Origin of the sequence: Methylorubrum rhodesianum (assembly GCF_014199985.1) — a bacterium.
Classification (GTDB): Bacteria; Pseudomonadota; Alphaproteobacteria; order Rhizobiales; family Beijerinckiaceae; genus Methylobacterium; species Methylobacterium rhodesianum.
In genome coordinates, this window is the sequence record NZ_JACHOS010000002.1 from 329,901 (window position 1) to 351,283 (window position 21,383).

A 21,383-nucleotide genomic window follows, 5' to 3' on the forward strand; every position below is an offset into this window, starting at 1 on the left:
ACAAGGCGCGCGGCGTCCGCTTGTTCCCAGCAGCGCCAGTTATGGCGCCGGCGGGTTGCGACAACCGCCCGGGGTGACGGAATCGCTGCACTGCACGCGAAAGGCTCCGGACATGCAAAGGGCTCCCCGCCGAACTCGGCGGGAAGCCCTTCTCAGTCGCGTGTCAGTCTGAGGCCGAGATCAGGCGTTGATGGTCGGACCGCCGCCTTCCGAGCGACGTTTGGCCATGAAGGCATCGAACTGATCGCGGTCCTTGGCCCGCTTCAGCTCCTCGACGAACGCGGCGAAGGCCTGGCTCTCTTCCTGCAGCGCGCGACGACGCGCCTCCAGGCGCTCCAGCTCGGCCCGGCGATATTCTTCGAAGGCCCAGTTGCCGGAAGTCGCGCCGGTGCCGGAATAGCCCTTGGCCGCCTCGAAGGCGCGGGCGAAGCGCGACCGGCCATCGCCGCCCACGAAGCTGAAGCTGCCGCTATTGGCGAACTCCTTCATCTGGCTGAGCGCGGGGTAACCCGCGATCTTCCAGGCAACGTAAGCGACGGCAATCGGCCACCAGTAGACGAAAGCGACGACGATCGCGCCGATTTCCAAGGAACGCTTGGGAAAAGGGCCGCTCCGGCGAGACGCGCCGCAGGACCAGGGAGTGGTGGAGGACGTGTTCACGGCTCGGGGCTCCAGGTGTGAATGTGAACAACATTCACATGCGGAGCCGCCTGGGCCGTTTCAAGTCCCCGCTCAGGGCATTTCGCGCGACCGTCCGCCGGCGCCATGAACCAGCGCCAATACGCCCGCGCGCAGCAACTCGTACTTGTCCGGACCGGGCTTCGGCAGTTGACCGGCCGCTGCCAACGTCGCGATACCGTGGGAGAGCGCCCAGACTTCGAGAGCGAGGAAGCGCGGGTCGACGCCGTCGAAGCCGTCGGGAAAAGTCGAGCGGAGCGCTTCGACGAGGAGGTCGAACGGGTTCGGCCGGACGGAGGCTGGGGCGGGAACGGCCTGACCGCGTACCTCGAAGATCGCCGCGTAGTAGCCGGGCTCCTCCTCGGCGAAGGTGAGATAGGCTTCGCCCATGCGGGTGAAACGCTCCAGCGGTGTGCCGCGGCTCGTCAGCGCCCGGGCGAGCCGGTCGGCAAGATCGGCGAAGCCACGCCCCGCCACCTCCTCCAACAACGCCTCCCGGCCGCGGAAATGCCGGTAGAGCGCTGCGGGCGTGACGCCGACCAGTCGAGCCGCGTCGACCAGCGTGAAGCCGCCGATGCCGCGCTCGGCGATGAAACGCCGCGCCGCTTCGATCAGAGCTTCCTTGAGGTTGCCGTGATGGTAGCTGCGCCGGTCTCCCGGTCCCTCGCGCCAGGGTCGCACCCGTCACTCCTTCGCGCTGCCAGATCGCGTATCGCTAACCACTGAGACCCGTCAGCGGTCACGCCCGACGACCGCCGGCCGTTCCGCTCGATCTTACCTCGGCCTTTTCCATCGAGTCGGTCTACGAGTCGACCGTCTTTTCCGCCGACGAGGCTTGACCGTGCCGCAAAGATGAAACGTTATATAGTAACATTTTCTCCATCGCTGCGGATGTCTATGTCGTCTCCCGATCCTCGCCTCCCTGTCACCGTGCTGTCCGGCTTCCTTGGTGCCGGCAAAACCACGCTGCTCAACCACGTCCTCAACAACCGCGAGGGCCGGCGCGTCGCGGTGATCGTCAACGACATGAGCGAGGTGAACATCGACGCCGACCTCGTCCGTGACGGCGGCGCGGACCTGTCCCGCACCGATGAGCGGCTGGTCGAGATGACCAACGGCTGCATCTGCTGCACCCTTCGCGACGACCTGTTGGCCGAGATCCGGCGCCTCGCCGCCGAGCGTCGCTTCGACTACCTGCTGATCGAGGGAACCGGCATTGCCGAGCCGCTGCCCGTCGCGAGCACCTTCTCGTTCCGCGACCAGGAAGGCGCAGCGCTCGCCGACGTCGCTCGGCTCGACACGATGGTGACCGTGGTCGACGCGGTGAACCTGCTACGGGATTACGGGTCGAACGATTTCCTGCGTCAGCGCGGGCAGATGGCGGGGGCCGACGACACCCGCACCCTGGTCGACCTCCTGGTGGAGCAGATCGAGTTTGCCGACGTGGTGGTGATCAACAAGGCCAACGATGTCCCATCGGAGACGCTCGACCTCGTCCGATCGGTGGTGCGGGGGCTGAACGCGGATGCGCGCCTGATCGAAGCCTCGCATGGGCGGGTGCCGCCGCAGGCGATCCTCGATACCCGCCTGTTCAACGAGGAGAAGGCGCAGGAGCACCCGCTCTGGTTCAAGGAACTCTACGGCGCGCACGAGCACGTGCCGGAGACGGAGGAGTACAGGATCGAGTCCTTCGTCTACCGGGCGCGCCGACCGTTCGACCCGAACCAGTTTCAGGCCTTCGCCCATACGACGTGGCCGGGCCTGATCCGGGCAAAAGGACATTTCTGGCTCGCGACCCGTCCCGAATGGGTCGGCGAGTTCTCGCTGGCCGGTGCCGTCGCGCATATCAGCGCGATGGGTTTCTGGTGGGCGGCCGTGCCGCGCCAGCGCTGGCCCGAAGAGGCCGTTTTCCACGAGCGCCTTCACACGGTGTGGAGCGAGGTATGGGGCGACCGGCGCCAGGAACTCGTCTTCATCGGCCGCGGCATGGACCGCGAGGCGATCACCGCCGCGCTCGATGCCTGCCTCGTCGGCTCTGCCGAGATCCGGCGTTTCGATCCGGACGCCTATCGCGACCTGCCCGATCCCTTCCCCGTCTGGCAGCGGGCGGTCGCGTGACGTCATGGCCTTCATCAGCCTGAAGGATTGGCGCGCCCGATCGGTCGCACTGGCGCAGGCGGCCGCACGGGCGAAAGCCGAGTTGCGTCCGGCTTTGGCTCTGACGGAAGCGGATGCGCTCTCCGTCAACGAGATCGCCTGCGCCGATCCCGGCTGTCCCGACACGGAAACGATTGTGCTGGTGATGCGGGTCGGCGAGCCGACGAGGGCCCTTCGCTTCCGCGGCCCGCTCGACGATCTCGACGCAGTCGCCGCCCAAGCGTTGGCGGAGGAGGAGGCTTGTCTGCGCGCGGTTTAGAGCCGGCTTTCATCATTCCGTCTTGGTCGGCATGGGAGTAGGCCGGAGGCCAACCCTTTCTGCTCCGGCCCGAGTGCGGACATGAGTATCAAACTGCGACCGCTGGAACGCGAAGACCTTCTCTTCGTGCATCAGCTCAACAACAACGACAGCATCATGCGCTACTGGTTCGAGGAGGCTTACGAATCCTTCGCCGAACTGGCGCAGCTCTACGAGCGCAACATCCACAATCAGACCGAACGACGCTTCATCATCGCCACGGAGCGCGGTGAGCCGGCGGGCATGGTGGAGCTGGTTGAGATCAACCACCTGCACCGACGCTGCGAGTTCCAGATCGCGATCCACCCTGACCATCAGGGTAAGGGCTACGCCAAGCGTGCCACGCGCATCGCTATCGACTACGCCTTCAAGGTGCTGAACATCCACAAGCTCTATTTGCATGTGGACAAGGACAACAAGCGCGCAGCCGGCATCTACGAGAGCTGCGGCTTCCGTCCCGAGGGCATCCTGAGGGACGAGTTCTTCGTCAACGGTCGCTACCGCGACGCGGTGCGCATGTGTCTGTTCCAGCCCCACTACCTGGCCGAGCGCGGTGCGGGCGACGTGGCCGAGCCGGTTCTCAAGACCTGACGACCTCAAACGAAAACGGGCCCCGACGGGCCCGCTTCCATCGCCTGAGCTGGCGAGATGATCTTACCGGTACGGGTTGCCGTAGCGCGCGACGTAGGAGGTCGGGTCGATCGCATCGACGGCCGAGAAGTCCACGTTGCGGATCGCCGTCGAGCGCGCGCCGATGAACGGTCCGTTGGTGATTGGATCGGGCAGCACACCGCGACCGTAGCGGTCGGTGGGGCCGTAGGGCGGCAGCAGCGCGTTCGACGCGGCGATGAAGGCCGGGTTGGTGGCCGGGTTCGAAACGGAGCCGTTGCCGGGCTCGACCACGTTGCCGGCATCGAGCCAGGAACGCGGACGGATGCGGATCGGCAGCGGCTGGCTCACGCGCACGTAGCCGGGATTGCCGTAGGGGCCCTGCGCCTCCGCACTCGTTCCGAAGCCGATCGCGGTGAGGGTCATGGCGCCCAGCAGGGCGAGCTTGGAAAAGCGCATGGCGTACCTTGTCGTGTGAGAGGCGACTGTACGGGCCGTTCGTTAAGAATCCCGCTTGTTGCAGAGTAGACGTTCTGGCGTGGCCGTTGTTCCCGAAATATGGCCGCGCTTCATCATTTTCGCCGCGTTTTCGCCGCATTTTTTGGGGGCGGCTCCGTGGCGGCCGCCACGGCGATCGAACCGGTGCTGTCGCCCGGCCCCGACGCGGCGGCTTGCTCCGTCCGGCAGGCGCTCTCTCTAGCGAGGGGGTCGGTGCCGAGCGTCGCCGTCACGCGACCGGCCAGAGTGATCCGGTCGAGAGCGCAGGCGACGGCGCGTGGTTCCGGTGCCTGACCGAGAATTCCGCACAGCCAACCGTCAATGGCAACGGCCTTGAGGTCGAGGCTGCGAAAGCCGATGCAGTTCCGCCTCCCCGCAGCCGAGAGCGTCGCCTCGACGGTCTCGAAGCCGCCGAGGCGGGTTGCCACGACTCCGCGCTCGCCGGTGCGGAGCACGGAAAGTCCGCGCCCGTCCGCCGCGCGCCGCACTAATGTGACGAACAGGCTCGAACCGGACTCGCTCTGGCCGCCGGCATCGGTCGCGGTGACGAGGAGATAGGGGGCCTCGATACGGTCGAACGCGCCCTGGATCACACTGTCCTCGCGCTGCCCGTTGCCGGAGTTCCAGCGCGTCGGCTCGATCTGCGGCGCGAGTTCGGCCGCATCGTCGCGCAGCGACAGGAGCGGCTCCGTCGCGGCGATCGCCCGCCGCGCACCCTCGGCGGCCCGAGGCGGCTCGCTCCAGGCCCGCTGCGGTTCGGGCGCGGCAGCCCGATCGCGGGCGATCAGGGAAAGTCCTGCGATCAAGGCCGCACTGAGGACGAGCTTGGCGACGAGACCGGTCCGGCCTCGGGCGCGGTGGGACGGGGTGGCTTGGAGATCGTCGAATCGGTCGGGGGCGTCGTCCGCAAGAGGAAGCATGCGCAGGCCTTCATCGGGTCCGCGGGGCCCGATGAGCCCTCGCCGTCCTCGATCTCTGCCCTGCCGCCAACCACCAGCCGGTTGCGGGGGCGCAGCCCATCCTCGCAATTCTCGCCGTATGGTGAATCCGCCGCCAGCGAGCAGGCGCCGCGGTGACATCGGCACGGCCGTGCCCCGCCTCTGCCACTTGACAGGCCGGCGCGGCGGGCATCTTGCTCCCGGCGCCTGATGGACCCACCTCGATACCGAATCGCGGCGGGCGCGTCAGCCTATGGAATCTTCCCGAACGTTGGGCCCGAGCGGTGCGTCCGCCGGCCACGGGAGGAGGCGGGCCGGTATCATCCCGCCCGCGCAGCGGAGTTTGGTGAGATGGGTTACAAGGTCGCCGTCGTTGGAGCCACGGGCAATGTGGGCCGCGAGATGCTCGACATTCTGGCCGAGCGCGCCTTCCCGGCCGATGAGGTCGTGGCGCTGGCCTCCAGCCGCAGCCTGGGCCAGGAAGTCTCCTTCGGCGACAAGATTCTGAAGGTCAAAGCGCTCGACACCTACGACTTCTCCGACACCGACATCTGCCTGATGTCGGCGGGCGGCGACGCGTCCAAGGAGTGGAGCCCGCGCATCGGCCAGCAGGGCTGCGTGGTGATCGATAACTCTTCCGCGTTCCGCTACGACGCCGACGTGCCGCTGATCGTGCCGGAAGTGAACGCCGACGCCGTGGTCGGCTTCACCAAGCGCAACATCATCGCCAATCCGAACTGCTCGACCGCACAGCTCGTCGTCGCACTCAAGCCGCTTCACGAGGCGGCGACCATCAAGCGCGTCGTGGTCTCGACCTACCAATCCGTCTCCGGCGCCGGCAAGGACGCCATGGACGAGCTGTTCAGCCAGACCCGCGCCGTCTTCACCGCCGGCGAGGTGGTGACGAAGAAGTTCACCAAGCGCATCGCCTTCAACGTCATCCCGCACATCGATGTGTTCATGGAGGACGGCTACACGAAGGAAGAGTGGAAGATGGTCGCCGAGACCAAGAAGATGCTCGATCCCAAGATCAAGCTCACGGCGACCGCGGTGCGCGTGCCGGTCTTCATCGGCCATGCCGAGGCGGTGAACGTCGAGTTCGAGCGTCCGATCACGCCGGAGCAGGCGACCGAGATCCTGCGCTCGGCCCCCGGCGTGCTGGTGATCGATAAGCGCGAGAACGGCGGCTACATGACCCCGCACGAGGCGGCGGGCGAGGATGCCACCTACATCTCCCGCATCCGCGAGGACGCCACAGTCGAGAACGGCCTGAACTTCTGGTGCGTCTCGGACAACCTGCGCAAGGGCGCTGCGCTCAACGCGGTGCAGATCGCGGAGGTTCTGGTGAACCGTAAGCTCCTCAACAAGGCCAAGCAGGCGGCCTGACCCTCAGCCAAACGTCGATAACGTCGCGAAGCGCCGCCCCGCAGGGCGGCGTTTTCGTTTGGGCTGTGCCGGTGAGGCGGAGGTCGCCGGACCCCTTATAGGATAAAAATCTTGTAACATGATCTAAGTTATAGTATGCATATTTTCCTGTTCGATGGACAGGAGGATCGAGGCATGAACCAGCGCGGGAACGGTCGCACCGAGGTCACGGCCATTCGAGGTCTCCTGGCAGGGGCAGCGCTCGATCTTGAAGCGGTCCGGCTCGAACGGATCCTACGGCGCAAATTCTCGGTCGATCAGCCGCGGGCGCCCGCTGGTCAGTCGGATGGCGGGCAGTGGATCCCGTCGGGCGGCGGTCAGGGCATCGTCGGGCAATCCAATGGATCCGACAGCGCGTCGCCCACCGTGAGCAGACGGTTTTGGACGATGGGACGCGTGTCCTCTCGATGCGAATCCGGGCCGGTCGTCGCGATTACGACCGGCAGGATATCGTCACGGCGCCGGACGGTCAGAGCCGGGTCTTCGAAACCTCGGGCTTGACGCAGACGATCCGCGACGGCGAGACCGGGGCTGTGCTAGGCCGCAGTACCTTCACGGCAACAGGTGTGGAGCCCGAGGCATTTGCTCAGCCCGCATTCGCTCCACCGGCGGTTCGCGTCGGAGCAGCCATCGTCGAATTCGCACTCGGACTCTACACCTATTATGCGCTACGGAATGATCCATACAGCCGGACCGTGCTCGGTCTCTCGGCGCAGGAGTTCGTTCCGAACCCTCAAGGCGGTACGAACCCGGCGATCTGGGTCGGCCCCATCTCTCAAACGATGCTCGACGCGGCGTGCAAGCGAAATGGTCAAGTCGAGAAAATCACGAATAAAGTGACGCGCCGCGTTCGCGCCAGCGGCCTATATCGTACCGCTCAAGAATTCGCGAACAGAGTTCATTTCGAAATCCATCAGATCGTTGAAGGCATGAACGATCCCAATTTCAAATCTGAAATATCATTCGATGCGAAGCAGAAGCTTGCGAAGTATGGACCCCCTGGATCCGTTCGATTGGATCTGCTTGAGAGTAGCGTTCCTGGGACGACATGCATCTACGATTACAAAACGGGCAATGCGAAGCTCACCTTGAAGCGCGCTGGCATCCTTGCGGCCATGGCGAGCAAGCATTTCCCTGGCACCGTACGAATTATCGTGACACAGGTGAAACCGCGCTGATGACCACTGCTCGACAGGTCCGACAAGTCGTTCGCCCTCTTCTTGAGCGTCATGCAGATCTTACACTCGCCACAAGCCATATGCTGTGGCTAACGCCGGTGACGCATGTCACGCGGGATATCTGGATCTACCCGACCCGGTCGGCGCTTCACTTCGATCTGCATTGGACATTGACCCCCCTCTTCCAACCCGACGTGAGAGCAACAGCTCACGCCGGTTTCTGCTGGGACTTCATCCGCCGACCTTTCGAGCCCTCGGAAGCCGCCAAAGCTTGGTGCTGGGATGACCCCACAATGCCCGAGGATCTGCTTTGCGGAATCGAGAAGACGTTACGCCTCTTGCGCACGCTCGACACGCTGCAGGCCGGCCGATCGTTTACTGAAGCACATATGGACTATACATGGGGAAAGGACTTTTTCGAGAATTTAGTCTACGATATCGCGTTGGGGAATTTAAATCTTGCGCGATGCTGGTGGCAACAGGTCGAGGCATCGCCTGCATTGCACGCCTCCCATCATGATGAGTTTTGGCGGACGTGGGCGCTGCGCATCCAGTCTCTGGGCGAGCCGTTGATGGATGACGACCGCGCGGCACTCGCCGCGATCCTGCACCGATGGGAGCGTGAGAACGTCGCCGGGACCGAGGCCGAGGCGTTTTGGATGCCGTCCCCCTTCCCGCTCGAAGAGACAGCCTGAACAGCCTCGCCGTACGCCGCGTGTGAAAATTTCCCACATAATTCGGAAACAATCGGCCGACAGGAAGAGCGCTCCCTCGGGCCGGATGTCCTTACTTGAACCGAACTCGCCTGAAATCCACTCGGTCCGCGACCGCGAGGGAGAGTGTACTCCTCGCGCTGCTCGGGCTCTGAATCGCAGCCGTGTTGGCCACCGAGCATGGGCCGGTGAAGTTGGCGGCGCCCCTGATCCCCTACGGCACCCCTGATCAGCCCTCCCGCGCGGCCATCTCCAGCGCGGCGATGTCGCCGCCGCTGATCAGGGGCAGGTCAGCGGTGATCCGCTCGATCGGCCAATCCCACCATGCCACCGCTTGCAGCCGCGCGGCGACCTCGTCCGAGAAGCGGCGGCGGACAACCTTCGCGGGGTTGCCGGCCACGATCGCGTAGGGCGGGACATCGGCCGCCACGACCGCATGCGCCGCGACCACCGCCCCGTCGCCAATGGAGACACCCGGCATCACGGTGCTCCGGTAGCCGAGCCAGACATCGTTGCCGATGCGCGTGTCGCCACGATTCGGGAAGTTCAGCTCGCCCTCGAAGCGGCCGATCCAATCGCCGCCGAAGATCGAGAAGGGATAGGTCGAGAGCCCGTCGAGGCGGTGGTTGCCGCCGTTCATCAGGAAGCGCGTGCCAGCCGCGAGGGCGCAGAACTTCCCGATCACCAGCCGGTCGCCGATGAAGGGGAAATGATAAAGGATCGCGTCGAGAAAGGCCTGCGGCCCGGCCGGATCGTCGTAGTAGCTGTAGGCGCCCACTTCGACATTCTCCGGCAGGTCGAGATTGCGGATGAAGGTGACGCGCTCGTGCCCGGGCATCGGATGCAAAGCATCCAGATCCGGTCCGATCATGGTGGCCGGCATGCTCCCCTCCCCTTTCGCGGCCTTCGCGCGTGGACGAGGCGGTGTTGACAGCCGGAGATGGCCGGATCGAGACACCGGAGGCCGGAGATCGCGCGTCGAAGCGCTTGAATTCGTGTCCCGCCGGGGTTAAGTCACGGCTCAACATTTCTGGTGCAGTCGATAGGCTGCTTGCGGGAGTGGGCCCCCCGGGGTCCGCTCTTTTTTATTTCCGCAAGCACCTCCTGCACCCGAATTGCCAAGCTCAAACCCCGATCGAGACTTGCCGGAAAACCACAGCATGGCGGAGCCCACCGAGAAACGTCTTGTCAGCGAGACCGGCGTCGCCGCGCGCGTTGCCCAGATCGTCGAGGGACCGATCGAGGGCCTCGGCTTCCGGCTGGTGCGGGTAAAGATTTCGAACACCAACGGCTGCACCGTGCAGATCATGGCCGAGCGGCCCGACGGCACGATGGGCGTCGACGAGTGCGAGACCGTGAGCCGGGCGATCTCGCCGATCCTCGACCTGGAGGATCCGGTCGGCGGCGCCTACTATCTCGAGATCTCCTCGCCCGGCATCGACCGCCCGCTGGTGCGCGTCTCCGATTTCGAGCGCTGGGCCGGCTACGAGGCCAAGGTCGAGCTTGCCGTGCCGATGGACGGGCGCAAGCGCTTCCGCGGCATCCTCGGCGTACCGAGCGCGGACGGCGCCACGGTGCCGATCGATCTGCCCGACGTGAAGCCCGGCCTGCCGAGCCGCATCGACCTGCCGCTGCGCGACCTCGGCGAGGCGCATCTCGTCCTCACCGACGATCTGATTCGCGAATCGCTGCGCCGCGGCTCCGCCCCGCCGCAGGACGGCGACGAGGTCGATGAGGAAGAGGGCGAGGCGGCCGAGGACGAGGCGCCGCAAATCCGCTTCATCCCGCAGCCGAAGCGGCCGAAGCCGAAAGCGGACCGGAAGTCCGACAAGCCGGTCAAGGCGAAGAAGCCCAAGCCCGGCGGCGGCATCGTCACCAAGGCCGCCCGCCTCAAGAACCGCGACACGCTCCACTGATCCCGCGGCACCGCTTCGGCCGGCCGCGCCCGGCATCGTCGCGGTCCAGACGTCCTCAAGAGAAAGCCCGCTCCCGCAGCGGAAGACACGACCGAGAGAAGGACCAGACCCATGGCCGTCGTCAGCGCCAACCGGCTCGAACTCCTGCAGATTGCCGACGCGGTGGCCCGCGAGAAGGTGATCGACCGCCAGATCGTCATCGAGGCGATGGAGGAGGCGATCGCTAAGGCCGCCCGCTCCCGATACGGCGCCGAGACGGACGTTCACGCCGAGATCGACCCGAAGAGCGGCGCGCTGCGCCTGTCCCGCCACCTGCTCGTGGTCGATCAGGTCGAGAACGACGCGCGCGAGATCACCCTCGATCAGGCCCGCCGCTACAATCCCGGCGCGCTCGTCGGCGACGTGATCTCCGACACCCTGCCGCCCTTCGATTTCGGCCGCGTCGCCGCGCAATCGGCCAAGCAGGTCATCGTGCAGAAGGTGCGCGACGCTGAGCGCGCCCGCCAGTACGACGAGTACAAGGACCGCATCGGCGAGATCCTCAACGGCGTGGTCAAGCGCGTCGAGTACGGCAACGTCATCGTCGATCTCGGCCGCGGCGAGGGCATCGTGCGGCGCGACGAGATGATCCCGCGCGAGACCTTCCGACCCGGCGACCGGATCCGCGCCTACCTGTTCGACGTACGCTCCGAGGTGCGCGGGCCGCAGATCTTCCTCTCGCGCTCGCACCCGCAGTTCATGGCAAAACTCTTCGGCCAGGAAGTGCCGGAGATCTATGACGGCATCGTCGAGGTGAAGGCGGTCGCCCGCGACCCGGGCTCGCGCGCCAAGATCGCGGTGATCTCGCGCGATTCCTCGATCGATCCGGTCGGCGCCTGCGTCGGTATGCGCGGCTCCCGCGTCCAGGCGGTGGTCGGCGAGTTGCAGGGCGAGAAGATCGACATCATCCCGTGGTCGCAGGATCAGGCGACCTTCATCGTCAACGCGCTGCAGCCGGCCGAGGTGGTCAAGGTGGTCCTCGACGAGGAGGCCGATCGCATCGAGGTCGTCGTGCCCGACGACCAGCTCTCGCTCGCCATCGGTCGCCGCGGCCAGAACGTTCGCTTGGCCTCGCAGCTCACCGGCTGGGACATCGACATCCTGACCGAGGCCGAGGAATCGGAGCGCCGCCAGAAAGAATTCGCCGAGCGCACCCAGGTGTTCATGGAGGCGCTCGACGTCGACGAGACCGTCGGCCAGCTTCTCGCCGCGGAAGGGTTCCGCAACGTCGAGGAGATCGCCTACGTCGACGTTGCGGAACTCTCGAACATCCAGGGTCTCGACGAGGAGACTGGCGCGGAGATCCAGGCCCGCGCCCAGGACTACCTCGCCCGCATCGAGCAGGAGCAGGACGACCGCCGCCGCGAACTCGGCGTCGATGACGAGTTGCGCGAGATCGACGGCATCACCACAGCGATGATGGTGGCGCTCGGCGAGAACGAGGTGAAGACCGTCGAGGACCTCGCCGGCTGCGCCACCGATGACCTCGTGGGCTACACCGAAGGCCGTGGCCCCGAAGCCGTGCGCCATGCCGGCTATCTCGACGGCTTCGAGCTGTCGCGGGCCGAGGCCGAGGCTCTCATCATGGCCGCACGCCTGAAGGCCGGCTGGATCGAGGCCCTGCCCGAGCCGGAGGGCGAGGCCGCCGAGGGTGAGGCGGCCGAGGGCGAGGCCAGCGAAAGCGAGGTCACCGAGACCGCTGCGGCCGAGCCGCAGCAGGCCTGAGCCGGGAGCGGGACGGGACGGTGCAGGACATGGAGGCGCAGGCAGCGCCGGCGGAAGCCGGCCCGGAACTCGACCGCGGCCCCGGCCGCGGCCGGGAGCCCGTGCGCACCTGCATCGTCACCCGCACCGCACAGTCGCCCGGGGCCATGATTCGCTTCGTCCTGGGACCGGATGGCGCAGTGGTGCCGGATCTGCGCAGCCGACTTCCGGGTCGCGGCGCCTGGATCACCGCCACCCGTGCCACGGTCCAGGCGGCGGTGAAGCGCCGTGCCTTCCACCGCGCCTTCAAGACCGGTGACGTGAAGGCTGCCCCTGACCTCGCCGATCAGGTTGCGGAGGGGCTGCGCACCGATCTGCGTCAGGCCCTGGCGCTGGCCAACAAGGCGGGCTGCGTGGTGACCGGTTTCGGCAAGGTCGAGTCGGCCATCCTCGGCGCCGAAGGGATCGCGGCGCTGATTCATGCCAGCGACGCCGCCCCGGACGGGCGCCGCAAGCTCGCCGCCGCCTTGCGGCGCCGCTACGGCGATGCCATATCGGTTATTCCCGTTGTCGATGACCTGTCCAACGCCGAATTGGACATGGCATTGGGCCGGGATCATGTGATACACGCTGCCCTCATCGCGGGAGCCGGCACAACCGGCTATCTCGCGCGTTGGCGTCGGTTCCGCACCTTCGAGGGTATGGCGTCGGCGTCCGAGGAGGACGCCCCGCTCTCTGCTGGCGCGACCGCCTTCGATTCGCACGACGACGAACTGAAATGACACTCGGCCGGGCATGCCCGCCGCCGGCCGATGGGACGATGGAAGCCCTCAGGGTTCAGACTGAATGAGCGATACGAACAATCCGGGTGACAAGACGCAGACTAGAGCTCCCTCGAAGCCGTTGACGCTGAAGCGCCCGGTCGAGCAGGGAACGGTCCGTCAGAGCTTCTCCCACGGGCGGTCGAAGTCCGTCGTGGTCGAGACGGTGAAGCGGCGCACGATCGGCGCCGCCCCCGGAACGGTCGCGCCCCGTGAGCCCGCCGCCGCGCCTCCGCCGCGTCCTGCCTCCGTTGCACCCGCTCCCGCCGCGCCGGCACGTCCTACGGGCCGTAGCGCCTCCGGCGTGGTTCTGCGCACCCTGAGTGAGCAGGAGCGCGACGCCCGCGCCGCCGCGCTGGCCGACGCGCAGCGCCGCGAGGCTGACGCCCGCGCCCGTGCCGAAGCCGAGGCGAAGGCCCGCCGAGACCGCGAGGAGGCCGAGCGCCGCGAACGCGAGGCCGCCGAGGCGCGTCGCCGCGAGGAGGAGGAGCGTCGCCGCCAGGAGGACGAACTTCGCCGCAAGGCTGCCGAGGATTCACGGCGTCGCGCTGCCGAGGAAGAAGCGGCCCGTGCCGCCGCCGCGGCCGCTCCCGAAGCGCCGGCTCAGGCGCCTGCCGCGCCGGCTGCTCAGGCTTCGGAAGCCGCGCCGGCCGCCGCGCCGGCGCCTGCCTCGGAAGCGCGTCCGACACCTGCGCCGGTCCGCCCGGCGGCAGTTGCTCCGGCGGCTCGCCCGAGCGCCGCGCCGCAGCGTCCGGCCGCCACCGGTGCGCGTCCCGGCATGACCGGAGCGCGCCCGGCAGCGACGGCAGCCCGTCCGCCGGCGCCGCAGCCCCCGGCCGAGCCGCGTCGTACCATCACTGCGGACGTGAAAAAGCCGCGCGACCTCAACTTCATGGCCCGCCCGGCGCCCGCGCCGGAGCCGGAAAAGGCGCCGAGCCAGACCACTGCCGCCCGGCCTGCGGGCGCGGGTGCGGCGGCGCGTCCTGCCGGCCGTCCCGGTGCGGCAGCCGCCGAGGAAGAGTCGGACACCAAGCGCGTGATCCGCCGTCCCGGCATGCCGCTTAAGATCATCACGCCGCCCAAGACGCCGAAGTCGCCGGGCGGCGACCGTAACCGCGGCCGCCTCACCATCGCCAACGCTACGGCCGGCGAGGATGAGCGCACCCGTTCCGTGGCCTCTTTCCGCCGCCGTCAGCAGCGGATGAGCGGCCACCGGCACGAGGAAGCCAAGGAGAAGATCGCCCGCGACGTGATTATTCCCGAAACCATCACGATCCAGGAACTCGCCAACCGCATGTCGGAGCGAGCCGTGGATGTCATCCGCCTGCTGATGAAGCAGGGCCAGATCCACAAGATCACCGATGTGATCGACTCGGACACCGCCCAGCTCATCGCCGAGGAACTCGGCCACACGGTCCGCCGCGTCGCCGAGTCGGACGTCGAGGAGGGTCTGACCTCCGACGAGCCGGATCTGGAGGAGGATCTGGAGCCGCGTCCGCCGGTCGTGACGATCATGGGTCACGTCGACCACGGCAAGACCTCGCTGCTCGACGCGATCCGTGCGGCGAACGTCGTCGAGGGCGAGGCTGGCGGCATCACCCAGCATATCGGCGCCTACCAAGTGGCGGCGCCCTCGGGCGACCTCATCACCTTCATCGACACCCCCGGCCACGCGGCCTTCACCTCCATGCGCGCCCGCGGCGCCAAGGTGACGGACATTGTCGTGATCGTGGTGGCGGCCGATGACGGCGTGATGCCCCAGACCGTCGAGGCGATTCAGCACGCCAAGGCGGCGGGCGTCCCGATGATCATCGCCATCAACAAGATCGACAAGGCGGACGCGAACCCGCAGCGGGTGCGCACCGAGCTGCTGCAGCACGACATTCAGGTCGAGTCGATGGGCGGCGAGACCCTCGAATTCGAGGTGTCCGCCAAGACCGGCGACGGTCTGCCGGAGCTTCTCGAAGGTCTGCAGCTCCAGGCCGAGATCATGAACCTGCGCGCCAACGAGAAGCGCGACGGCGAGGGAACCGTGATCGAGGCTCAGCTCGACCGCGGCCGCGGCCCCGTCGCCACGGTTCTCGTCCAGCGCGGCACGCTGTTCACCGGCGACATCATCGTCGCCGGCGCCGAGTGGGGCCGCATCCGCGCCCTCATCGACGACACCGGCAAGCACATCCCCTATGCCGGCCCGTCGGTGCCGGTGGAGGTGCTCGGCTTCAACGGCACGCCGGATGCCGGCGACCGCGTGATCGTGGTGCCGAACGAGGCCCGCGCCCGCGAGGTCACCGAGTACCGCGCCCGGATCAAGCGCGAGCGCCTGAACGCCCGCACCGGCGGCGCCAACCGGTCGCTCGTCGACATGATGCGCGAGGCCAAGGAAGGCGCCGGCCGCAAGGAGCTGCCGATCGTCATCAAGGGCGACGTGCAGGGTTCGGTCGAGGCGATCGTCGGCGCGCTCACCGCGCTCGGCAACGACGAGGTCGGCGTGCGCATCCTGCTCTCGGGCGTGGGCGGCATCACGGAGTCGGACATCACGCTCGCCAACGCCTCGAAGGCGGTGGTGATCGGCTTCAACGTGCGCGCCCACAAGGAAGCGCGCAACGCGGCCGAGCGCGACGGCACCGAGATCCGCTACTACAGCATCATCTACGACCTCGTGGACGACATCAAAGCCACGCTGTCGGGCATGCTGCCGCCGACACTTCGCGAGGAGCGCCTCGGTGAGGCGCAGATCCTGCAGATCTTCGACGTGTCGAAGGTCGGCAAGATCGCCGGTTGCCGCGTCATGGAGGGTGTGGTCCAGCGCGGTGCCCATGTTCGCTTGCTGCGCAACGACGTGGTGATCCACGAGGGCAAGCTGGCCCAGCTCAAGCGCCTCAAGGACGACGCCAAGGAAGTCACGGCCGGCTACGAGTGCGGCATGTCGTTCCAGAACTACCAGGACATGCGCGTCGGCGATTTCATCGAGTGCTTCAACGTCGAGGAAATCAAGCGCACGCTCTGAGCGGCCCTCCCCTACCGCTCTTCCTAAGCGGGGCCGCGGCGAAAGCTGCGGCCCCCTTTGTTTCCAGACACGAGCCTGACGGTTCAGCGACGTCGATCAGCCGATGGCCCAGAAGCAGAATTCCTCCGCCGGTCCCTCGCAGCGCCAGCAGCGCGTGGCCGAACTCGTACGCCACGCCCTCGCCGAGGTGCTCCAGCGCGGCGACATCCAGGACCCGGTGCTCGGCTCGCACGTCGTCACCGTGCCCGAGGTGCGGATGTCGCCGGACCTCAAGCTCGCCACGGCCTACATCATGCCGCTCGGCGGTCAGGACGAGGCGCCGGTGATCGCCGCCCTCGACCGGCACAAGAAGATCCTCCGCCAGGAGGTGGCGCGGCGGGTGAACCTGAAATACGCCCCCGAGCTGCGCTTCCGCCGCGACGAGACGTTCGACGAGGCGGCCCGAATCGACCAGCTCCTGCGGAGCGAGAAGGTCCAGCGGGATCTGGAAAGCGCCCCCCGCGAGGACGACGAGGCCGAACCGGATTCGCCCTCGCGCGATTGATGTTGATCCGGGCGGCCCGTTTCATGCCGCCTGTTCACCGCCGACGGGCCGCCTAGCGGCCCCGTGTCAGACCCCATGACGGGACGAGTCCCTCAGAAAAACCCGTCGATCGAGGACAGGATGCAGGACGAGATTTCTTCCGAACGCGCGAGCGAGGCGCCTCAGGCACCGCGCGGCGACATGCGCCGGGACGGGCCGCCGCGGGGCGGTCGCCGTCCCCAGCGTGGCCGGCCGCGGCACGACCGGCCGAAGAAGAATGACGTGAGCGGCTGGGTGGTGCTCGACAAGGGCGTCGGCATCACCTCGACCCAGGCCGTGGCGGTGGTGAAGCGCCTGTTCAACGCCAAGAAGGCGGGCCATGCCGGCACGCTCGACCCGCTGGCTTCCGGTATCCTGCCGATCGCGCTCGGCGAGGCGACCAAGACCGTTCCCTTCGTGATGGATGGCCGCAAGGCCTACCGCTTCGAGGTGACCTGGGGCGTCGAGACCGACACGGACGACGCGGAAGGCCGCCCGGTCGAGACATCCGAGAACCGGCCGACCCGCGAGGCGATCGAGGCGGCGTTGCCGGCGTTCGTCGGCGAGATCGAGCAGGTTCCGCCCCGTTTTTCCGCCATCAAAATCCAGGGCGAGCGCGCCTACGATCTCGCCCGCGACGGTGAGGTGGTGGAGCTGGTGGCCCGGGCCGTGCGCATCGACCACCTCTCCGTGATCGAGCATCACGGCGACCGTACGGTCATCGCCGCCGAGTGCGGCAAGGGCACCTATGTCCGTGCGCTCGCCCGCGACCTCGGACGCGTGCTCGGCTGCTACGGCCACGTCTCAGCCCTGCGCCGCACGCGCGTCGGTCCGTTCGGGGAGGCGACCGCCTGCAGCGTCGCCGCCCTCGAAGAGAGCACGGAGATGCATCTCCACCCGGTGGAGACGGCCCTGGAGGAGATCCCGTCGGTCGCGGTCAGCCGGGACATGGGGCTTCGTCTGATGCGCGGCCAGCCGGTCATCTTGCGGGGGCACGACGCGCCGGTCGGTGGCAAGGCCTATGCGACCTGCGGCGGCGTGCTCGTCGCGGTCGGCGACGTCGAGCGCGGCGAACTCGTGCCGCACCGCGTGTTCCACCTCGGTGGGACGGCGCCGCAGAGAAACTGAGAGCACGTTCAACCGGCGCATTCGATCGAACGATCCATGATCACGCCCGATGACATCAGCGTGTTCATCATGCAATATCAAGAATAGCCGGCTTCATTTAACCCGAGATCAAGCGCCCTCTTCCTAGAAGCCCGTCGACTCTACGGATCGGCGGGCTTTTTCATGCGCGTGTCCCTCGGCCTCAAGCTGGCCACGGTGGTTGGACTTCTCGGTCTCGTCGGAGCCGGCATATCCGCCTTCGCCCTGCGGCAGGCGTCACAGGAGCAGAGCCGGGCTACGCTCACGGAGTCGTTCTGGCAGGCCGGATTGCAGGCACAGGGTCTCGCGCGAGCGATCGAACACGCGGTCGTCCAGGCCAGCGCCGTCTACACCGCGTCCGATACCGCGGTGGCGAAGCAGCGTTTCTCGGCACTCCAGACCGCACTCGGCGATGTCGAGGCCCTACGCGGACCGTTCCTCTCCGCCATGGAAGGACATCTGCCGGCGGAGAAGCGGCGCCGGCTCGATCTCGCGGTGAAGGAGTTCATCGCCTATCAGACCGAGACTGCAGACCTCGGCCTCACGCTCTCGCCTCGCGCCGCCCTGATCCAGGCCAGCGACGAGGCGACTGTGAGGAACCGCGAACGCATGGTGGCGGAGATCGGCGCGCTCGGCCGCGACGTGCTCGCGCGCCTCGATGGGCAGCGGGAGGCGGTTGCGCAGGCCCAGCGCACGGGCTTCCTCACGCTGATCGTAGCGCCGGCCGCGGCGCTGATCCTCGCTCTTGCCGCCGCGTTCTGGATCATCCGCACCCAGATTCAGTGCCCGTTACACCGGTTGAAGGCCACGATGCAGGCGCTCGCCGGTGATCGGCTCGACGCCGCCGTTCCCTTCACGAATCGCCGCGACGAGGTTGGCGAGATGGCCCACGCCATCGCGCAGTTTCGGGCGGCGCTGATCGACAGGCGGGGGCTCGACCATGCCGCCCGCGAGCGGCTGGCGCAGGACGGCGCCCGCGCTGAGCGGCTTGCCGCCGCGACACGGGACTTCGAGGATGAGACCCGACGTTCGATGGCCGATCTTGCCGGTTCCGCCCTGGCCTTGCGCGACGCCGCCGACCGGCTGCGGGAGACGGCGGGCGACACCACGCTGCGCACGGGAGAGGTGGCAGGTGCATCCGAGCAATCCGCCGGCGTGGTGGACAGCATCGCCGGTGCCGCCGAGGAGCTGTCGGGCTCGGCCTGCAGCATCGGCGAGCGGGTTCGTCACGCGAGCCGCATCGCGGAGGCCGCGCTGAGCGATGCGAGCGGACTCGAGGCCACGGTCACCGCCCTGTCCCGAGCAGCCGACGAGGTCGGCGCTGTGGTGACGCTGATCCGCGCTGTCGCCGAGCAGACCAACCTTCTTGCGCTGAACGCGACCATCGAAGCCGCTCGGGCCGGCGAGTCCGGGCGAGGGTTTGCCGTGGTGGCAGGCGAGGTGAAGGCTCTGGCCGGCCAGACCGCGGCGGCGACCGATCGCATCGCGGGGCAGGTCGCGGCGATCCAGCAGGCAGCGAGCGGCACGAGCGGGGCCATCGGCGAGATTGGGCGGACGATCGCGCAACTCAGCCTCATCGCCGCCGAGGTCGCCGCAGCCGCCGAACAGCAGGGTCAGGCCAGCCACGAGATCGCGCGATCCATCGCGGGTGCGGCGGCGGATGCCCGCACGGTTTCGGAGAGCATCGCGGGCGTCCAAGCCGCTGCGGCCTCGAATGAGGCACGCTCCAATGATGTTCGTTCCGGCGCCGAGCGGGTCGGCGAGGGAAGCGCGGCTCTGCAGGCTGCGATCGGAACGTTCTTGGAGCGCGTTCACGCCGCCTGAAGGGCTGGCGGCCCGCAGCGGGAGCCGTCCATCCGACCCGCGATCGAGTGGGCCGGTTGCAGCCGTCGTCTCGTTGCCCATCGATGTGGGCTGCGAAGCCGGTGAGATCCAGCCTGACGACCTGAGGGTTCAGCTCCGTCGCCGGGATGGTATAATCTCCGCCGTTCTGGCGCCGGAACGGGATCGGAGCTGTCTCGAACAGGGACCGCATTCGGTGCCTGAGCGCGGTGGCCGTCGTGTCGAAGGCGGCTTCGTCCATCCTGTCGGCGCGATACACGACGAAGGGCGGCAGCACGTCGTAGCCCGGGTAGAACAGCACCCCGTGGTGGATGGGGAACAGGAGATCGTCGATCGGTCCGTTGATCCCTCGCGGACCGTAATGCGAGGGCCGGCCTCCGGCTGTCCCGATGAGCATCGCGCGCCTGCCGGCGAGCGTACTCCCCCCTGCTGGCGGCCGGGACGATCGAGCCGGTCCTCCTTCCCGACTTCACGCCTGAACCCGTGCCGCTCTCCCTGCTCGTTGTCCACGGTCGCACGCGCATCAAGCGCGTCCTGATGGTGGTCGATTTGCTGACGGCGTCCCTGTCGATGCTGGCCGGCCTGGACCGGAGGTGAGCGTCGGCTCTACGGACGCGCGAACGGCGGTCGTCATTCCTTAAGGATCGGACGCCGCTGCGATGCGCCCGATGCGCTCAGTCCCGTGCCGGCAACCCCGTCTCGATGATCCGCGCCCAGAGCGAGGCACCGTAGGGGATGGCGGCATCGTTGAAGTCGTATTCCGGGTGATGCAGGCCGGCGGATGGGCCGTTGCCCAGGAAGATGTAGGCGCCGGGCCGATGAGCGAGCATGTAGGAGAAATCCTCGGCCGCCATCATCGGCGCGACGTTGCGCTCGACCCGCTCTTCGCCGACGACCTGCGCAGCGATGTCGGCCATGAAGTCGGTCTCGGCCGGATGGTTCTCGGTGGCGGGATAGCCGCTGGCGAGTTCGACGCTTGCTCGGGCGCCGAAGGCCGTGGCGATGTTCTCGGCAATAGCCGCGAGCCGATCGCGCATCAGAGCACGCACGGCCGGAGTCAGAGCTCGCATGGTGCCGCGCAGTTCCGCCGTCTGCGGCAGAACGTTGAACGCCTCGCCCGCCTCCACGGCGCAGACGGAGACGACGGCGGAATCGAGCGGATCGATGTTGCGGGCGACGATCGATTGCAGGGCGACGACGATGTGGCTGCCCACCAGCACCGTATCGACGGCGGCCTGCGGCAGCGCCGCGTGCCCGCCCCTGCCCTCGATGAGGATCGTGAAGCGGTCGGTCGAGGCCATGATCGGGCCGGGGCGGATGGCAAAGGTGCCGAGCGGCTGGCCGGGAATGTTGTGCAGTCCGTAGACCGCCTCCACGCCGAAGCGTTCCATCATCCCGTCCTGCACCATCGCCTCACCACCCCCGCCGCCCTCTTCCGCCGGCTGGAAGATCAGCACCGCGCGCCCGTCGAAATTCCGGGTCTCGGCGAGGTACTTGGCGGCGCCGAGCAGCATGGCGGTGTGCCCGTCATGGCCGCAGGCGTGCATCTTGCCCGGCACCGTCGAACGGTAGGGAAGATCGCGGACCTCGTGGATCGGCAGGGCGTCCATGTCGGCACGCAGGCCGATCGCCCGGTTCGAGCCGTGCGCTCGCCCGCGGATCACCCCGACGACGCCGGTGCGGCCGATGCCGGTGACGACCTCGTCGCAGCCGAAGCTGCGCAGCTTGTCCGCCACGACATCCGCCGTGCGATGAACGTCGTATTGGAGCTCCGGATGGGCGTGGAGATCGTGCCGCCAAGCGGTGATCTCTTCCGAGAGATCGGCGATGCGGTCGATGACGGGCATGGATC

At 67.6% G+C, this 21,383-nt stretch carries 19 protein-coding genes and 1 pseudogene; 13 read left to right on the top strand and 7 right to left on the bottom strand.

The features are described from left to right. Nucleotides 1-180: 180 nt before the first annotated feature. Nucleotides 181-660, bottom strand: coding sequence for a DUF2852 domain-containing protein (locus HNR01_RS03975; protein ID WP_183666755.1), 480 nt, complete (start codon nt 658-660; stop codon nt 181-183). A gap of 72 nt (nt 661-732) precedes the next feature. Continuing rightward, a complete protein-coding gene (locus HNR01_RS03980; RefSeq protein WP_183666757.1) occupies nt 733-1,359 on the bottom strand; it encodes a TetR/AcrR family transcriptional regulator in 627 nt (208 codons plus the stop codon). Nucleotides 1,360-1,575: 216 nt separating this feature from the next. On the opposite strand from HNR01_RS03980, the gene zigA reads away from it, so the two are divergent. The 3 genes from zigA (at nt 1,576) to speG (ending at nt 3,724) form a co-directional block, all read left to right on the top strand. Continuing rightward, nucleotides 1,576-2,796, top strand: a complete 1,221-nt coding sequence (gene zigA / locus HNR01_RS03985) for a zinc metallochaperone GTPase ZigA (protein ID WP_183666759.1) — start codon at nt 1,576-1,578, stop codon at nt 2,794-2,796. Nucleotides 2,797-2,800: 4 nt separating this feature from the next. Beyond that, nucleotides 2,801-3,094 carry a hypothetical protein gene (locus HNR01_RS03990; protein ID WP_183666761.1) on the top strand — a complete coding sequence of 98 codons (294 nt, stop codon included), beginning with the start codon at nt 2,801-2,803 and terminating at the stop codon, nt 3,092-3,094. 81 nt (nt 3,095-3,175) lie between these two features. Beyond that, nucleotides 3,176-3,724 (top strand): spermidine N1-acetyltransferase, encoded by a 549-nt coding sequence (speG, locus tag HNR01_RS03995; RefSeq protein WP_003598947.1) that lies wholly within the window; start codon nt 3,176-3,178, stop codon nt 3,722-3,724. Between the two features lie 63 nt (nt 3,725-3,787). Here speG and HNR01_RS04000 read toward each other — a convergent pair whose 3' ends face one another. Continuing rightward, a complete protein-coding gene (locus HNR01_RS04000; RefSeq protein ID WP_017485979.1) occupies nt 3,788-4,201 on the bottom strand; it encodes a hypothetical protein in 414 nt (137 codons plus the stop codon). Between the two features lie 113 nt (nt 4,202-4,314). Next, nucleotides 4,315-5,160: a hypothetical protein gene (locus tag HNR01_RS04005; RefSeq protein WP_183666762.1), complete on the bottom strand. Its 846-nt coding sequence runs from the start codon at nt 5,158-5,160 to the stop codon at nt 4,315-4,317. Between the two features lie 369 nt (nt 5,161-5,529). On the opposite strand from HNR01_RS04005, the gene HNR01_RS04010 reads away from it, so the two are divergent. The 3 genes from HNR01_RS04010 to HNR01_RS04020 all read left to right on the top strand — a co-directional run bounded on the left by HNR01_RS04010 (nt 5,530) and on the right by HNR01_RS04020 (nt 8,476). Continuing rightward, nucleotides 5,530-6,564 (top strand): aspartate-semialdehyde dehydrogenase, encoded by a 1,035-nt coding sequence (locus tag HNR01_RS04010; protein WP_096485696.1) that lies wholly within the window; start codon nt 5,530-5,532, stop codon nt 6,562-6,564. Between the two features lie 446 nt (nt 6,565-7,010). After that, entirely contained in the window at nt 7,011-7,781 is a 771-nt protein-coding gene (locus HNR01_RS04015; protein ID WP_183666764.1) for a hypothetical protein, read from the top strand. A 293-nt stretch (nt 7,782-8,074) separates the two neighbouring features. Then, on the top strand, nt 8,075-8,476 hold the full coding sequence (locus HNR01_RS04020; protein WP_183666766.1) for a hypothetical protein: 402 nt from the start codon (nt 8,075-8,077) through the stop codon (nt 8,474-8,476). Nucleotides 8,477-8,723: 247 nt separating this feature from the next. On the opposite strand, the gene HNR01_RS04025 is transcribed toward HNR01_RS04020, so the two are convergent. After that, on the bottom strand, nt 8,724-9,377 hold the full coding sequence (locus tag HNR01_RS04025; RefSeq protein WP_183666768.1) for a CatB-related O-acetyltransferase: 654 nt from the start codon (nt 9,375-9,377) through the stop codon (nt 8,724-8,726). A 277-nt stretch (nt 9,378-9,654) separates the two neighbouring features. On the opposite strand from HNR01_RS04025, the gene rimP reads away from it, so the two are divergent. The 7 genes from rimP to HNR01_RS04060 all read left to right on the top strand — a co-directional run bounded on the left by rimP (nt 9,655) and on the right by HNR01_RS04060 (nt 19,513). Then, nucleotides 9,655-10,410 carry a ribosome maturation factor RimP gene (gene rimP / locus HNR01_RS04030; protein ID WP_183666769.1) on the top strand — a complete coding sequence of 252 codons (756 nt, stop codon included), beginning with the start codon at nt 9,655-9,657 and terminating at the stop codon, nt 10,408-10,410. A gap of 111 nt (nt 10,411-10,521) precedes the next feature. Further along, nucleotides 10,522-12,174: a transcription termination factor NusA gene (gene nusA, locus HNR01_RS04035; protein WP_183666771.1), complete on the top strand. Its 1,653-nt coding sequence runs from the start codon at nt 10,522-10,524 to the stop codon at nt 12,172-12,174. Between the two features lie 29 nt (nt 12,175-12,203). After that, nucleotides 12,204-12,935 carry an RNA-binding protein gene (locus tag HNR01_RS04040; protein WP_183666905.1) on the top strand — a complete coding sequence of 244 codons (732 nt, stop codon included), beginning with the start codon at nt 12,204-12,206 and terminating at the stop codon, nt 12,933-12,935. Nucleotides 12,936-12,999: 64 nt separating this feature from the next. After that, nucleotides 13,000-15,981: a translation initiation factor IF-2 gene (infB, locus tag HNR01_RS04045; RefSeq protein ID WP_183666773.1), complete on the top strand. Its 2,982-nt coding sequence runs from the start codon at nt 13,000-13,002 to the stop codon at nt 15,979-15,981. Nucleotides 15,982-16,084: 103 nt separating this feature from the next. Then, complete coding sequence (rbfA, locus tag HNR01_RS04050; RefSeq protein ID WP_017485969.1) at nt 16,085-16,525, top strand: 30S ribosome-binding factor RbfA; 441 nt, start codon at nt 16,085-16,087, stop codon at nt 16,523-16,525. 120 nt (nt 16,526-16,645) lie between these two features. Then, the gene (gene truB / locus HNR01_RS04055; protein WP_183666775.1) at nt 16,646-17,671 is read left to right on the top strand and encodes a tRNA pseudouridine(55) synthase TruB; all 1,026 of its coding nucleotides are present in this window, start codon (nt 16,646-16,648) and stop codon (nt 17,669-17,671) included. A gap of 162 nt (nt 17,672-17,833) precedes the next feature. Next, nucleotides 17,834-19,513 (top strand): methyl-accepting chemotaxis protein, encoded by a 1,680-nt coding sequence (locus HNR01_RS04060; protein WP_183666776.1) that lies wholly within the window; start codon nt 17,834-17,836, stop codon nt 19,511-19,513. Nucleotides 19,514-19,595: 82 nt separating this feature from the next. Here the strand turns inward: HNR01_RS04060 and HNR01_RS04065 are convergent. Both HNR01_RS04065 and HNR01_RS04070 read right to left on the bottom strand, forming a co-directional pair. Further along, nucleotides 19,596-19,958: pseudogene (locus HNR01_RS04065) on the bottom strand (NAD(P)H-dependent oxidoreductase); the annotation flags it as partial. A gap of 247 nt (nt 19,959-20,205) precedes the next feature. Further along, a complete protein-coding gene (locus tag HNR01_RS04070) occupies nt 20,206-21,378 on the bottom strand; it encodes a M20 aminoacylase family protein (protein WP_183666778.1) in 1,173 nt (390 codons plus the stop codon). Nucleotides 21,379-21,383: the final 5 nt, after the last annotated feature.

Excerpts from the sequence above, each read along its gene's own strand:
- HNR01_RS04040 (WP_183666905.1), top strand. The coding sequence starts at position 12,204 with ATGGAGGCGCAGGCAGCGCCGGCGGAAGCCGGCCCGGAACTCGACCGC.
- HNR01_RS04070 (WP_183666778.1), bottom strand. The coding sequence starts at position 21,378 with ATGCCCGTCATCGACCGCATCGCCGATCTCTCGGAAGAGATCACCGCT.
- truB (WP_183666775.1), top strand. The coding sequence starts at position 16,646 with ATGCAGGACGAGATTTCTTCCGAACGCGCGAGCGAGGCGCCTCAGGCA.
- HNR01_RS04010 (WP_096485696.1), top strand. The coding sequence starts at position 5,530 with ATGGGTTACAAGGTCGCCGTCGTTGGAGCCACGGGCAATGTGGGCCGC.
- rbfA (WP_017485969.1), top strand. The coding sequence starts at position 16,085 with ATGGCCCAGAAGCAGAATTCCTCCGCCGGTCCCTCGCAGCGCCAGCAG.
- zigA (WP_183666759.1), top strand. The coding sequence starts at position 1,576 with ATGTCGTCTCCCGATCCTCGCCTCCCTGTCACCGTGCTGTCCGGCTTC.
- speG (WP_003598947.1), top strand. The coding sequence starts at position 3,176 with ATGAGTATCAAACTGCGACCGCTGGAACGCGAAGACCTTCTCTTCGTG.
- HNR01_RS04025 (WP_183666768.1), bottom strand. The coding sequence starts at position 9,377 with ATGCCGGCCACCATGATCGGACCGGATCTGGATGCTTTGCATCCGATG.
- HNR01_RS03990 (WP_183666761.1), top strand. The coding sequence starts at position 2,801 with ATGGCCTTCATCAGCCTGAAGGATTGGCGCGCCCGATCGGTCGCACTG.
- infB (WP_183666773.1), top strand. The coding sequence starts at position 13,000 with ATGAGCGATACGAACAATCCGGGTGACAAGACGCAGACTAGAGCTCCC.
- nusA (WP_183666771.1), top strand. The coding sequence starts at position 10,522 with ATGGCCGTCGTCAGCGCCAACCGGCTCGAACTCCTGCAGATTGCCGAC.
- HNR01_RS04060 (WP_183666776.1), top strand. The coding sequence starts at position 17,834 with ATGCGCGTGTCCCTCGGCCTCAAGCTGGCCACGGTGGTTGGACTTCTC.
- HNR01_RS04020 (WP_183666766.1), top strand. The coding sequence starts at position 8,075 with ATGCCCGAGGATCTGCTTTGCGGAATCGAGAAGACGTTACGCCTCTTG.
- HNR01_RS04015 (WP_183666764.1), top strand. The coding sequence starts at position 7,011 with ATGCGAATCCGGGCCGGTCGTCGCGATTACGACCGGCAGGATATCGTC.
- rimP (WP_183666769.1), top strand. The coding sequence starts at position 9,655 with ATGGCGGAGCCCACCGAGAAACGTCTTGTCAGCGAGACCGGCGTCGCC.
- HNR01_RS04000 (WP_017485979.1), bottom strand. The coding sequence starts at position 4,201 with ATGCGCTTTTCCAAGCTCGCCCTGCTGGGCGCCATGACCCTCACCGCG.
- HNR01_RS04005 (WP_183666762.1), bottom strand. The coding sequence starts at position 5,160 with ATGCTTCCTCTTGCGGACGACGCCCCCGACCGATTCGACGATCTCCAA.